General features: G+C 64.4%; 15 protein-coding genes. 3 read left to right on the top strand and 12 right to left on the bottom strand.

Features of this window, described 5'->3' with window-relative positions:
• Positions 1–8: 8 nt before the first annotated feature.
• From sctF to BI343_RS15570, 6 genes are all read right to left on the bottom strand, one after another.
• Entirely contained in the window at positions 9–227 is a 219-nt protein-coding gene (gene sctF, locus BI343_RS15595; protein WP_043627551.1) for a type III secretion system needle filament subunit SctF, read from the bottom strand.
• A gap of 11 nt (positions 228–238) precedes the next feature.
• Positions 239–958: a helix-turn-helix domain-containing protein gene (locus BI343_RS15590; RefSeq protein WP_071110392.1), complete on the bottom strand. Its 720-nt coding sequence runs from the start codon at positions 956–958 to the stop codon at positions 239–241.
• A gap of 95 nt (positions 959–1053) precedes the next feature.
• Positions 1054–1275 carry an EscE/YscE/SsaE family type III secretion system needle protein co-chaperone gene (locus BI343_RS15585; RefSeq protein ID WP_071110391.1) on the bottom strand — a complete coding sequence of 74 codons (222 nt, stop codon included), beginning with the start codon at positions 1273–1275 and terminating at the stop codon, positions 1054–1056.
• Positions 1276–1283: 8 nt separating this feature from the next.
• Positions 1284–2462 carry a type III secretion system inner membrane ring subunit SctD gene (gene sctD, locus BI343_RS15580; protein ID WP_071110390.1) on the bottom strand — a complete coding sequence of 393 codons (1179 nt, stop codon included), beginning with the start codon at positions 2460–2462 and terminating at the stop codon, positions 1284–1286.
• 7 nt (positions 2463–2469) lie between these two features.
• A complete protein-coding gene (locus BI343_RS15575; protein WP_071110389.1) occupies positions 2470–3945 on the bottom strand; it encodes an EscC/YscC/HrcC family type III secretion system outer membrane ring protein in 1476 nt (491 codons plus the stop codon).
• Complete coding sequence (locus BI343_RS15570; protein WP_071110388.1) at positions 3942–4343, bottom strand: hypothetical protein; 402 nt, start codon at positions 4341–4343, stop codon at positions 3942–3944. Before BI343_RS15570 ends, BI343_RS15575 begins: the two co-directional genes overlap by 4 nt.
• Before the next feature lie 100 nt (positions 4344–4443).
• On the opposite strand from BI343_RS15570, the gene BI343_RS15565 reads away from it, so the two are divergent.
• Entirely contained in the window at positions 4444–5097 is a 654-nt protein-coding gene (locus BI343_RS15565; RefSeq protein ID WP_043627564.1) for a two component system response regulator, read from the top strand.
• A gap of 21 nt (positions 5098–5118) precedes the next feature.
• Here BI343_RS15565 and BI343_RS15560 read toward each other — a convergent pair whose 3' ends face one another.
• From BI343_RS15560 to sctR, 6 genes are read right to left on the bottom strand one after another with little or no spacing between them, the layout of a single operon-like run.
• The gene (locus BI343_RS15560) at positions 5119–7869 is read right to left on the bottom strand and encodes a two component system sensor kinase (RefSeq protein ID WP_071110387.1); all 2751 of its coding nucleotides are present in this window, start codon (positions 7867–7869) and stop codon (positions 5119–5121) included.
• A gap of 11 nt (positions 7870–7880) precedes the next feature.
• Complete coding sequence (locus BI343_RS20635; RefSeq protein WP_083341009.1) at positions 7881–8630, bottom strand: lytic transglycosylase domain-containing protein; 750 nt, start codon at positions 8628–8630, stop codon at positions 7881–7883.
• Complete coding sequence (locus BI343_RS15550; protein WP_043627567.1) at positions 8620–9672, bottom strand: EscU/YscU/HrcU family type III secretion system export apparatus switch protein; 1053 nt, start codon at positions 9670–9672, stop codon at positions 8620–8622. Before BI343_RS15550 ends, BI343_RS20635 begins: the two co-directional genes overlap by 11 nt.
• Entirely contained in the window at positions 9669–10448 is a 780-nt protein-coding gene (gene sctT / locus BI343_RS15545) for a type III secretion system export apparatus subunit SctT (protein WP_071110386.1), read from the bottom strand. The genes BI343_RS15550 and sctT overlap by 4 nt, the downstream gene beginning before the upstream one ends.
• A 2-nt stretch (positions 10449–10450) precedes the next feature.
• Positions 10451–10720, bottom strand: a complete 270-nt coding sequence (gene sctS, locus BI343_RS15540) for a type III secretion system export apparatus subunit SctS (RefSeq protein WP_043627570.1) — start codon at positions 10718–10720, stop codon at positions 10451–10453.
• Between the two features lie 10 nt (positions 10721–10730).
• Positions 10731–11378 (bottom strand): type III secretion system export apparatus subunit SctR, encoded by a 648-nt coding sequence (gene sctR, locus BI343_RS15535; protein ID WP_043627572.1) that lies wholly within the window; start codon positions 11376–11378, stop codon positions 10731–10733.
• A gap of 166 nt (positions 11379–11544) precedes the next feature.
• Here sctR and BI343_RS15530 point away from each other — a divergent pair, with 166 nt between their 5' ends.
• On the top strand, positions 11545–12372 hold the full coding sequence (locus BI343_RS15530) for a hypothetical protein (RefSeq protein ID WP_071110385.1): 828 nt from the start codon (positions 11545–11547) through the stop codon (positions 12370–12372).
• Between the two features lie 138 nt (positions 12373–12510).
• A complete protein-coding gene (locus tag BI343_RS19820; protein WP_139165762.1) occupies positions 12511–13104 on the top strand; it encodes an Ig-like domain-containing domain in 594 nt (197 codons plus the stop codon).
• Positions 13105–13106 lie beyond the last annotated feature (2 nt).

Below are 13106 nucleotides of genomic sequence, written 5' to 3'. Positions count from 1 at the left end.
GGGCGCGCTTAGCCGATTTTGGAAATGATGCCCATCATCATGTCCTTGACCGCCTTCATGACCGAGCTCTCGTAGCCGATCATCACCGAGTACTGCTGCAGCGCGTATTGCGACTTCAGCATGGCTTGCGGATCGTTCTGCACATTGGCGTTCATCGCCGCTTCCGCGTCGTTGGCGGAGCGGGTGACCTGGCTGCCCATCTGGGCGACAAGCGAGTCGATGTTCATGTGAATCTCCTTCAGAACAGCAGCGACGGCGCCAGCGTAAGCGGCAGGGATTCGCGGCGGACATCGCTGGGCGACATCTGAAAATGGCGGCGGAAGCTGTCGGAAAAGTGCGCGGCATTGCAAAAGCCGGACTCAAGCGCCACATCGATCACCTTTTTGGTGGTGGTCTCCAGCAAGCCGCGCGCATGCTCCAGGCGCTGCGCGAGCAGCCAGTGCTTGGCGGACATGCCAAACTTTTCCTTGAACAATTGGTTGAACTTGCGCGGCGGCAGGCCCAGCGCGTCGGCGTAACGCGCGATGGGCCAGGGCTCCAGGCGGTGGCGGTGGATGAAATCGAAAAGGTCGATGTCGGCCGCCACCAGATAGCGCAGCAGCGCGGCGCAGCGTTCGCCATCGATGGCCAGGCAATACGCCAGGACGAAACGCAGCATGGTCTCGTCGTCGACATCGGCCAGTTGCGCCACCGCATGCAGCAGGCCCTCATCCGCCGGCACCGCGTACGGCGTGTTCGGCGCCGCACAACCGCCATGGTCGGCAAGCAGAGGCTGCATTTCCCGATAAACCGGCTGCAGACAAGAAGCGGGAAAACTGTAGCAACGGGCGGAGGCCGGCAGCTCGAACGCCGCGCCGCCCGCCATCAGCCACAAGCCAGGCCGCTCTACGGCGGTGTCGTTCCCGTCCAAGCGCAACGCGCCGGCTTGCGGGGCGAGGATGATGTGCAGACTGAACATCGCGCACTCCTTGGTTGACTTGGTGGGACCATCATCACGCGGGGCCAGCCATGACCCCATCAGGTCATCACCTGAATTGGGGAAAATGAAACTCGCTACGAGTGCGAGCGGCTCCATACCGTATCCACCACCCGCATCGCCGCCAGAGCGGCCAGGCGCTGCCGTTCCAGGCTGGCGTAGCGCTCCGCGCTCTGCGGCTCGCGCTGCGCCCGTCCCAACGCCATCACCGTCTCGCTCAAGGCGTCGAGCAAGGCCCGGCGCTGATGGCCTGACGCATCGGCGGCCAGGCGGTCTTCCAGTTCGGTCAGGGTATGCATGTCTAGCCTCAACTGTGCAAAGGAAGGAATATCAGTTCACGCGCGCCGGCCAGCGATACGCCGTCGGCGTCTATCGCCGCCACGCGCAATCCCTGCCGCACCGGGCTGCCCGGCAGCAGGCGCATGCCGTTGGCCAGCTGCAGGTATGGCGCCTCGGCGTTGCCGCCGACGCCTGCCATGGCGGCGGGCAGATAGTCGGCCGCCTTGGCGCGGCTGGCCGCGCCGACGAAACGCAGCGGCAGCGCCCGGCCCGGCTCGGCATTGGCGGTTTGCAGAAACGCCGCCAGCCGCGCCTGGCGCGCCTCGTCCAATTGGCCGGACAGCAACCAGCCCTGCTCGCCGCGCGCGGCGCTGAGGCCGGAGAGCAAGCCGGCGGCCTTCAGCCTTGGCAACAAGGCGGCTAGCTCATCGGCGCCTCGGTCGGACAGGCGCCAGCCGGCCAGCCCCGGCAGCTTATCCAGCGCGGCCGCCAGCGCGGCGGTATCGCCCGCCACCGGGCCGTCGATGTCGGCATGGCCCGCCGCATCCAGCGTCACCGTCGCATCGGGGTAGCCATAGCTCGCCATCAGCGCGCGCACCGAAAGCCGCAGCTCGTCGTCGCACACGGTTTCCTGCCGCAAACGAACGCCGGCTGCGCGCAACCTCGTGGTCAGCGTCAGCAACTGGCCGCTGTCGCGGCAGCGGCCGGTCAGCTCAAGCACATCGTTGCCGAGCCATCGCGCCGTCAATCCGGGTTCGGCGCGCAGCGCCTGCGGCAGCCAAGCGCGCGGTGCCGGGGGCGGCGCAGGCGCGGCCGGCGTCAGCGTCCACCCCAGCGCGGCGGCCAAAGCCAACGCAGCCAGCAGCACCGCGGCCGCGCGACGATGCGCGCCGCCTCGCGGCGGCACCGGCGGGCTGCCCAGTTCGCCGTCGGCCGGGCCCAGCACCAGATGCACGCCGGCCAGATCGACGGCCCGCCGCTGCGGCAAGGGGCCGGGCGCGCAGCGCCGGCCGTCCACCCAGCACGCGGCCGGACTGGACAGCATGACCGCGTCGGCCGAAACCTCCAGCGTCGCCGTTCCCCCGCCTTCCAGCGGCAGCGACAGATCGCTGTCGCCATCGCCTACGGTGAACGCGCCTTCGGGCAGGAAAAGCTCTCGTCCCGCCAAAGGGCCGTTCAGCAATTTGAGTTTGAATGCAGCTTCCATGACAACCTCACAACTTCCGCGGCTCGGCCTTGATCAGGAACAGGCGCACCACATTGCGCTCGCTCTTGGTGGTGCTGCGGAACAGCCCGCCAATCAGCGGCAGATCGCCCAGCAGCGGAATCTTGCGCACGCCTTCGATGTTCTCGTCCTGGACAAAGCCGCCCAGCAGCAAGGCCTGGCCCAGATTCAGCGTGGCCTGGGTGGCGATTTCGGCGTTTTGCACCTGCGGCAGCGGTTCGGCGCGGCTGATCGGCTTGTCCTGCCGGCCGTCCTGGATGTTCAGCGTCAGCAGCACCTTGTCGCCATCGGTCTCATGGATCAGGCGCGGCGTGACGCGCATCAGCGCCCCGGCGGTCACCGACTCCAGCTTGGCGTTCTTCTCGCTGACCAGCTTGGTGTAGAACGTGATGCTGCGGTCCAGCACCGCCTGCACGTTATCCAGCGTCACCACCGACGGACGGGACACGATCTTGGCCTTGGACCTCTGCTCCAGCGCGGACAACCGCAACATGAAGTTGCCGGAGTTGGACACCAGCGAGGAGAAGCTGTCCGAAGCCAGGCCGCCATCGGTATTGAAGTTGACCGTGCCGCCGCCGATGCGGGCCGACGCCGACCAGTCTATGCCCAGCTCGTTGATGTCGGCCGCGTCCACATCGATGATGGCCACCGAGATTTCCACCAGCGTCGGACGCTGGTCCAGCTTGGGAATCAGGTCGGCATACAGATTCATGTTTTTGCGGCGGTCGCGGATCAGCACCGCGTTCTGCCGCGTATCGGCGGAGAAAGTCGGCAAGCCGCTGGCATCGGCCGGCGCCGGCGTTTTGTTGTCCGGCAGCGGCAGCGCCCTGCCCTGCGCCATTTCCCGCAGCACCGACACCACGCCAGGCACCGTCACCGTCTGGCTGCGGTAGGAATAACTGGTATCCGCGGCGCTGGCATACTTGAGGGGGTAGATGGCCACCGTTTCCTTGTTCTGCTCCTGATTGAGATTCTGCTCGTCCAGCTGCTTGGCCAACGCGCTCACCCGGGTCAGGCACACCGGCACGCCGCTGACTTGCAGCGAATTGGACGCGCCCACCGGATGCAGCCGGCAGGCCGGGCCATCCAGCAGCCCGCTTTGCGCGATCAACCGCGACAACTGGTCCGCGCCGACATAGGCCGGCGCCAGCAATGCCTGGTCCACCTCCTGAGCCTTGTAGACATACAGCGAATTGCCATCGTAATAAGGCAGCAGCTGATACAGCCTGGACAGCTCGGCCAGCGCCTTTCCCTTGGGTTGGTCGCGCAAAGCTCCGGCGTAGGCCTCGGTGATCTTGGGGCTGACCACCACCGGCAAACCGTAATTGGCGCCCAGGTCCTTCAGCACCGAGGCCAGCGGCGTATTGCGGCTGGAAACGAAGAAGGGCTGGCCGCGCCAGGGAATGGGTTGGGCGGCCGCGCCGGCGGAAGCCAGCGCAACGGCAATCAGAATCAGGGCTTTCATGCGTACCTCCCGGCAATAGGCAGCGGGACCGGAGCGGCGCGTTCCCGCGTGGCCAACAGCGCGGCCATCGCCTGCTGCTGCTTGAACAGCAGGTCCAGTTCCACTTCGGTCAATGCCACCGGATACCGCCGCAGCAACCACAGCCTGTCGCCAGACAGATACAGCGCGTCATCGCGGGCTTCCGGCGTGGCGGCCAACAACAGGCAAGCGCCTGCCGCCTGCTGCGGCGGGCGGTCCAGCGTCAGCGCCACCGTCAATCCGGTGTCGAAGCGGCGCGCGCGGGCGGCGCGCTCGCCCAATTGTCCGCTTACGACGGTATCGGCAAGCGACCACTGCGGACGGTCCAGGCGCGAGGCCAGCCAATGCAGGGCGGCGGCGGGATCAAGTGTTCTGTTCATGTCGCCTATGCTGCCGGGGGGCGGCGCATCCGCGCATCAGGTGCACACCTGAAATGCGCTTATAATCATTCGACAATGAACAATAAAAGGATTGACGGTGATGACTCTAGCTTCCGCCTCGGCGCTTCGCGTTCTGATCGTCGAAGACCACGCCTTGCTGATAGACGGCATCCGCAACCTGCTGGCCAGCCAGCCGCGTTACGAGGTGGTCGGCACCGTTTCCGATGGACTGGCGGTGTATGAGGCCTGCCAGCGCCTGGCCCCTGACATGGTGCTGCTGGACCTGGGCCTGCCCGGCATGGACGGCATCGACGTGATCCACCAGTTGCGCCGCCGCTGGGAAGCGTTGCGCATCGTGGTGGTCACGGCTTCCGCGGAAGAACATCGCGGCAGAGCCGCGCTGTCGGCCGGCGCCCTGGCCTATGTGCTGAAGCAAAGCCCGCAGCAGGTGTTGCTGGCCGCGCTGCAGCACGCGGCGCTGGGCAAGAGCTATATCGACCCGGCGCTGAAGCTGGAAACGCTGGACGCGGCGGAGCGCGCGCCCATTCCCGGCGACACGCCGCTGACTCTGCGCGAGCGCCAGGTGCTGAAGCTGGTGGCCGAAGGCCGCCGCAACCGCGATATCGCCGAGCTGCTGTCCATCAGCCTGAAAACCGTGGAGACGCACCGGCTGAACCTGATGCGCAAGCTGGATGCGCACAATGCCGCGGAGTTGAGCAATTGGGCGCGCCGGCTGGGGGTGCTGGAATACTGATGCGGCCGGCGCGGCGCGCGCTCAATCGGCGCCGAGCTCGCTCTCGATCAGGCGGCCGAGCACTTCCCATGCGCCAGGCGATACGGCGTCGCCCTGGTTCAACAAGGCCTCCCAGTGCTCCGCCGCCTCACGCAGCAGATCGAGCCCCGCCTGGCCGGCCAGGCCCTTGAGCGTGTGCAGCAGCATCCGGCACTCGGCCTCGTCCCGCGCCTCCATCGCCAGGCCCAGACGTCGATAATATTCGCGCAGATCGGCCGCCAGGCGCGACAACAGCGCCGGATCCTTGCCCAACAGCGGCTGTTCGCTGCCGGAATTAGGCTCCAGCTCCATGCCGCGGGCCAGTTGCTGATCGGCGGCGAAATCCAGGGCCCGCGCCAACATTTCCGGCGATACCGGCTTGGTCAGGTATTCGTCGAAGCCGGCCCCCAGCAGCCGCTCGCGCTCGCCGGGCTGGGCATTGGCGGTAAGGGCGACGATGGGGCAATCCGGGTCCAGCATGCCGCTGGCCTCATCCCGCCATAGCGCAACCGTTTCGCCGCCGGACAGGCCCGGCATCCGCATATCCATCAGCACCAGATCGAACACATGAGCGCGCCCCAGGGCCAGGGCGTCCTCGCCGGACGCCGCCTCCCACACTCTATGCCCCTGCTGGCGCACCATGCGGCCGACGATGTCGCGGTTGGTGTCGACATCGTCGACGAGCAGCACGTTCAGCGACCATGGCGACACCGGCAATGCCTCCTCCCTCAGACTGATGTCGGGGGTGCGGTCCGGCTCAAGATGCTGGCGTAGCCGGGCAGGCAGGAAAGCCAGCTCCGGCGCGTCCAAGGCTGGGTTTTCGCCGGCGTGCGGCGCATAGCCCCAGGCGCGCAGCTGCGGATGCAAACGCTCCGGCGCCGCGATGGGGCCGCAGTCCGCCGCCCGTCCCGGACTCGCTTCGCCCAGCGGCAGCTCCAGTTGAAAGCAGGCGCCGCTTTCAACCGGGATCAGCCGCAAATCGCCGCCCAACAGCTGAGCCAGGCTGCGCGCGATGGGCAGCCCCAGCCCGCTGCCCGCCACGAAGCCTTCCAACTGGCGGAAGGCGATGAAGACCTCCGCGTATTTTTCCGGCGGAATGCCCGGTCCGCTGTCGCGCACGCTGAAACAGACCCGGCCATCGGCGCTCCAGGCCGACAAGGTGACGCCGCCTTCGCGGGTGAATTTAACGGCGTTGCCGAGCAGATTGATCAGGATTTGCCGCAGGCGCAGGCCATCGGTCAGAAACTGGGACGGAAAGCTCGAGTCCACCTGACAGCGCAGCGCCAGGCCCTTATCCTGCGCAGGCAACTGCACCGTCAACATGGCCTGGTCGATCAACACCAGCGGGTCTTGCACCGAAGACGTGACCACCATCTGCCCGGACTCGATACGCGAAAAATCCAACAGATTGTTGATGATTTCCAGCAAATGGCCGGAACACTTGAGCGCGGTATCGACCAGATCGTGCTGATTGGCGTCGCATTCGGTACGCCCCAGCAGCCTCAGCGCGCCGACGATGCCGTTCAGCGGCGTGCGGATCTCATGGTTGATATTGGTGAGCTGCTCGCTCTTGTGGGCATTGGCCCGCTCGGCGCGGCAACGCGCTTCGTTCAACTCCGCGGTGCGCTCCTCCACCTTGGCCTCCAGCTCGGCATATTGCGCTTGCACCGCGTCCAGCAGCCGGTTGTAGGCGTGGGCGATCTGTCCCAGCTCATCCTCCCTCTCCTCAGGTAGACGCTGCTGTTTGCTCACCGCCTCTTGCGGGCTGATGATGTGCACGATATTGGACAGCGTTCGCCCCAGGCTGCGCTGCAGCACGACATACAGCAAAACCACCAGTCCCAGCAAAGACAGCAAGGCCACCGGCAGATGCCTGGGCAGCTCCGCCAGCGCCCGCTGGGTGATGCGCTCCGTTGGATAGACCTCGATCAGACGCCAGCCGGTAGGCTCGACGTTGACGCAGATGATGCTGACGCCCTGCATGCTCTGGATGAACGGCTTCTTGCAAGCCGGCAGCTGCTCTATCAAGCCGGCCGGCGCGATGGCCGGCAGCGGAGCGAACGGCCAGCCATCCTCTCCCAGCCAGATCAGGGCGCCGTCGTCGGTCTTGCTCAGCCAATCCAGGGCGAAGCGCAGCGACAGATGCACCGTCACCCCCACCATGGCGCCGGTCGCAGGATCGCGCGCGGCGACGGCCATCTGCCATCCGCCGTCAAGAGCCTGATAAGGCCGCCCCCACACCAAGCCGGCGCGCGGCGGCAAATCCCGCAGCTTGTACAAATCCTCCAGGTGGCGGGCGGTTTCGCGGCGCGAGCTGTTTGCGCTGGAAATCACGATGCCGCCATCCAGCACGATAAAAGTATCGACGAACTTGCCCACGCCGCCGCTGCCGTAGGACTCCACGAAATCCATGGCGCGCCGCACGCGGCCAGGCGCATCGGCGCGCCGCTCATCCAGCGCCACATAGTGGGACACCAAGTAATGGCCCAGGCTTTGCCGCGGGCTGTCGCTCAGGCTTCGCCAGGAGTGGAACAAGGTGGAGACATCGCGTGCGGCCGCCCTGAGCTCCGCGCTCTGCTGCTCGCCCACGCTGCGGGTCATGGCCACCACCTTGTGCGCCAAGGCCTCGCGGGTTTCCTTGAAATCGAGAAACAGCACCGCGCTGGCGCTGAGCAGCCAGAACAGCGCGATGGCCCCGCCCAGCACCAAGGCCAGGCGGAATGGCAGCGACGAGCGCCAGGGCAGATTCGGCATAGGGTCTCTCATCAGGTTCCGTTCGCTCCGCCGGCATTCGAGCCGCCGGTGAAGATGCGCCACAATTGTCCCATATCGCCCACGCCGCCCATAGCGTCCTTCGGTTTGCCGACACGCCGGGCAGCCGCCACGGCGGCTGGCACGGCCGACGCCGGGATGCCAGGGCTGGCGCCGCCGCGCAAGCGGGCATAGCGCGCCATCACTTTTCGCACATAGGCCTGGGTTTCCTCATACGGCGGCACCGCGTTGCCGTAGCGCGCCACGGCGCCCTCACCTGCGTTATAACCGGCCAGCGCCAACTCCAGGCGGCCATCGAAACGGCGCAGCAGCCAGCTGAGGTAGGCGGCGCCGGCTTCCAGATTGGCGCGCGGCTCGGCCAGCGCGCGCTGGCCGAAGCGCATGCCGGTTGCCGGCATCACTTGCATCAGTCCGATGGCGCCCTTGTCCGACACCGCCTCCGGCCTATAGGCCGACTCCGTTTCCACCACCGCGTGCACCAACAGCGGATCCAGGGCGTGGCGCTGCGCCACGTCGTCGATCAGCTCGCCATAGCGCAAGGACTTCCCCTCCGCTCCAGCGGGGGAAGCGGGCGCGGGCATCGCTTTCGGGGACGCTGGCGGCGGCGCCATGGCGGAAGGCCCATCGCCGCCAGGCGGGACGACGTACCACTGCAAGCCCTCAGCGGCAGCCGCCCGGCTCACGCCGCATAAGGCCAAGCACAGCAGCGCCAGTCTGAGCCGCGGGATTCGACTAAGCTTCATCGCCATCCTCCATCGCATCCATCACCAGGCTCAGCACCTGGGCCACTGCGGCGAACAAAGGCTCCGGTATGTAATCGCCAGGCCGGGTGGAAGCCAACAGCGCGCGCGCCAGCGGCACGTTCTCCACTACGGGGATGCCGTGTTTCTCGGCCAGGCTGACGATGTGCAGCGCCAGCGCGTCGCGGCCGTACTCCAGCACTTGCGGCAAGGGGGTCTCGCCCTCTTCGTAGCGCAGGCAGACGGCGATATGGGTCGGATTGCGCACCACCACCGACGACTTGGCCACCTTGCCGGCCAGGCTGCCGCTTTGCACCTCGCGATGCATCTCGCGCCGGCGCTGCTTGACCTCAGGGCTACCCTCGGAATTCTTGAACTCCTGTTTGATGTCTTCGTGCGACATCATCAGCTGCTTGCGCAACTGATAATGCTGCATGGCGTAATCGGCCACGGCGAATACCGCCGTCACCGCCAGCAGGATGGCCCACATCCACTGCGCCATCTGCGCGCACACCGCCAGCCCGGCCGCCAGGCCCGCCTGCGGCAGGTGCGCGAACGAGGCGGCGTAACGCTCTATCAAATAGGCGAAAGTCACGCCCAGCACGCCCACCTTCAGCAGCATCTTGCAGAGTTCGAACAGCTTCATCAGCGACACCATCTGCTTGGCGTTGGACAGCGGATTGATCCGCTGCGCCGACGGCTGGATGGCCTTGGGGGCAAACAGGAAGCCGGACTGGATCAAGCCGGTCAGCGTCAGCGCCAATGCCAGCAATCCCGCCAAGCCGAATACAAAGCGCAGGCACAGTTCGGCAAATTGGCCCGTCAACTGAGCCATGGCGCTTTCCAGCGGCAGATTGACCGCATCGATGCAGCCATGGATGAAGCCGGCCAGCCCCGCGTACAGCGCATGCCCTTCCGCACCCAGCCATAGGAGGATCAGCCCCAGTTGCACCACCGCGTTCACCTCCTGGCTCTTGGCCACCTGCCCTTCGTCTCGGGCGTCGCGCAGGCGTTTGGCCGTGGGCTTTTCCGTCTTCTCGCTCATGGCGCCGATTCCAGCATGCGGATCAATCCGCCATCAAAGTGCTCGAAACGCGCCAAGACATCGGACAAGCCAAACTGCAGGCCGATGATCAGCATCAGCAGGGTGGCGGCGCTCTTGATCGGCATGGACAGCGTAAACACATTCAGCTGCTGCACGGAGCGATTGATCAAACCCAGCGCCAAGTCTATCAGCACCATCATCACCATCGCCGGCATGGCGAAACCCAGCGTCAGCGTGTACAGCGTGTGCCATTCGCGCCGCAGCATGGGGATGAACTGGCCCGCCCAATGCCAGCCCAGGCCCGGCGGCAGCGTATGGTAGGACGCGTAAAGCGTGGAGAGGAAAGCATGGAAGCCGCCTAAGGCCATGAACAACACCGCCGCCATCTGTGAAAACAGCCCGCCCAGCGGCGACGATTGCCCGCCCATCAACGGATTGAAGACGCCGGCCATAGACGCGCCGCGCATGGTGTCCAATACAAAGCCGGCCATGTCCAGCGCCCAAAACGGAATGGCGGCGGAAAAGCCCAGCATCAGCCCCAGCGCCAGCTCGCTGGCCAGGATGAGCGCATAGGCCGCCGGCGCCTGCATGGGATCGGGCAGCGCTAGCGGCGACAACAACGGCAATATCGGCAGCGTGGCCATCAACGCCAGCGCGTTGCGGGTAAGCGTGCCGCCCAACATGGACGAGCCAAACAAGGGCAGCAGCAGCATGGCGCCCAGCGGACGCATCATCGCCACGCCCAGCAGCGGCCACCAGCAATTCAGCTCGTCCATGCCTAGCCCCCCATGCGCGAGATCAGATCAAAGCTGCGCATGGCGTAAGCCAGCAGCGCCTCGCCCATCCAGTGGTAGGTCAGCGCCAGCGTGACGCAAGCCGCCACCAGCTTGATGACAAAGGACACGGTCTGGTCCTGGATCTGGGTCAACGCCTGCACCAGGCCCACCAGCACGCCGACCACCGACGCCACCAGCACCACCGGCAATGACAGCATCAGCACCAGCCACAACAGCTCGCTGGCCAATTGCACGATTTCCGCCTGTCCCATGGCGCGCTCCTCAGCGATAAGACAGCAAGAGCTGTCCCAGCAAACGGTCCCAGCCTCCTACCAGCACGAAAACCAGCAGCTTGAAAGGCATTGAGATGGTCATAGGCGACACCATCATCATCCCCATGGCCAGCAGCACATTGGAGACGATGAGGTCGATGGCGATGAACGGCAGGAACAACAGCAGGCCGATCTTGAAGGCTTCAATCAGCTGGCTGACGGCGAAGGCCGGCATCAGCAACAGCAGCGAGTCGTCGCTGACGCGGGCGCGGATGTCGTCCGGCCAGTTCTTGCGCGCCGCGTCGCGGAAGAAGCGCAGCTGCGCCGGCGCGGTGTGTTTTTTCAAAAACTGGCGATACGGGTCTAGCGTATTGTCAGACAGCCGGGACAACAGGCTGGCTTGCGGCTCCGCCGGCGAGGCGGCTAGCCTGTCCTGCACCGCCATGCCCACCGGCGTCATGATGAACAGCGACAGGATCAGCGCCAGCCCATACAGGGCGATATTGGGCGGAATCTGCTGGACGCCCAGCGCGTTGCGCAGCAAGGCGAATACCACGGACAGCTTCAGAAAAGATGTGCCCATCACCACCAGCAGCGGCAGCAATGACAGGGCCGCCAGCAAGGTGATCAACGCAACGGGTTGTTCGGTCAGGGACATGGTTATGCTCCAGATATTTCTGGAATCCATTGTCCGTTTCGCCTGACCGATGCCCCATCGGGTCTACACCTGAACCCTTCTCCTTCCGACTCAGGTGTTTACCGGACTGCGTATCGTTTGCCCCATCAGCATACTGGCCGAGTTTCCACAACTGCGAGCGCGCATCATGCTTGGTTTCAATCCCTCTCCGACACCGCTGCATCAAACCCGCGATGACGACTTCGAAATCGCCGACCTCTCCCTATCGCAGCAGGAACCGATGCTGGACAAGATCACGGACGCGCCGGGCTTCGAAGACGGCCTGGGGCGCGAGACATACCGGACGGCGGAGTTCCGCAGCAAATCCGAACAAGGCATAGGCGCCTCGCTCGACTTCATCGCCAAACACACGAATCCCCATCAAATCAAAGGCATGCTCAGCAACGCCTGGAGCTATTTCTCCAGCGGCGCCCTCAACCAGAATTGCGTCATCTGCAGCAAGGCGGTGGAGAAGAATCTTGCCGCGCTGGAAAGCGGCCAGATCGATGATTTCTGGGTGGCGGAAAGCACCGGGCAAGGCGGATTGCCGCAAAACGTCGCGGCGGAAAACTACAGCTCGTTTTCGCTGGAACAGACCACTCCCTTATCTGAGCAACTGTTAAGCCGCAGCCATCCCGACAGCCGCAACATCATCATGGTTCCAGTCAAAGGCAAAGGGTTTTCCCATGCCATGAACCTAGTGCGCAGCGGCGAGAATACCTTTGTCGTCGATGGCCAGTTCGGCCTGACCTACCACCTCGACTCAGCCAAGGGCAGGCAGGACTTTGACAAATATTACGGCTTAGGCAAAGGGGCCAATATCGTGCAGATCTATCGAACCGGCAACGCGCCCCTGCCGCCGCAAGTTGATGAAAGCAGGCTGCTGGATGGCTGGGAGGTCATCGAATCCGAGCCTGCCTCGCCGACGGTGAGGCAGTTTGCCCCGCTGCAAATCATTGAGGACCATTTCCGCTGATAAAAATGCGGCCATCCGATTTAAAAAACAGCCCAACCCGATGCGGCCTGGCGGAGGCTATACGGCGGCGCGGGATGAATGACTCATGCTCAAAATCATGAGTCGTATCAAATGGCCGCTCTCATTTAAATATGAATCATGAACAAGATAGAAAATATTAAGACCCTGCCCCATTCAAGACACTGGATCTCATTCACGCTATCCATGATGCTCAGCGCCTGCGGCGGCGGCGGCGAATCAAACCCATCCCTCGCCCCCAGCAAGCAGACTGAAGCATCACAAGCGACCCCATCGCCGCATGAATTCAAAGTCATGCTCGGCGACAGCAACATTATCGATTCCGGAATATCCAGCCATGGCATGATTCGCTTATCTTTCGACAAAAACATGGCAATTTCCACGCAAAATGCCAATGCGATTCAATTGATCGATCCGGACAATGGCGGCATATTGCCTGCACACATTATTACGCCTACAGCGGATGGCAGAAATATCATCGTACTGCCCATGAAGCCGCTCCTGTCTGGCAAGCAATACCAAATCAGGATTGGCACAAGCGTAGCGACTCAAGACAATCAGCGGCTGACGCAAGCTGCGTCGCTGGCGTTCAAAACCCTTGCCGCCGACCAAGATCAGCCTATCGGGCTAGCCAATCTTGGCGCAAGCTGCTTCATCAATGCCGCGCTGCAATTAATCGTCAATCAGCCCTCACTTCGTCTAGGGAAGGTCTGAAC

Source organism: Chromobacterium amazonense, assembly GCF_001855565.1.
GTDB lineage: Bacteria > Pseudomonadota > Gammaproteobacteria > Burkholderiales > Chromobacteriaceae > Chromobacterium > Chromobacterium amazonense.
This window is presented reverse-complemented; position numbering and strand designations above follow the sequence as displayed.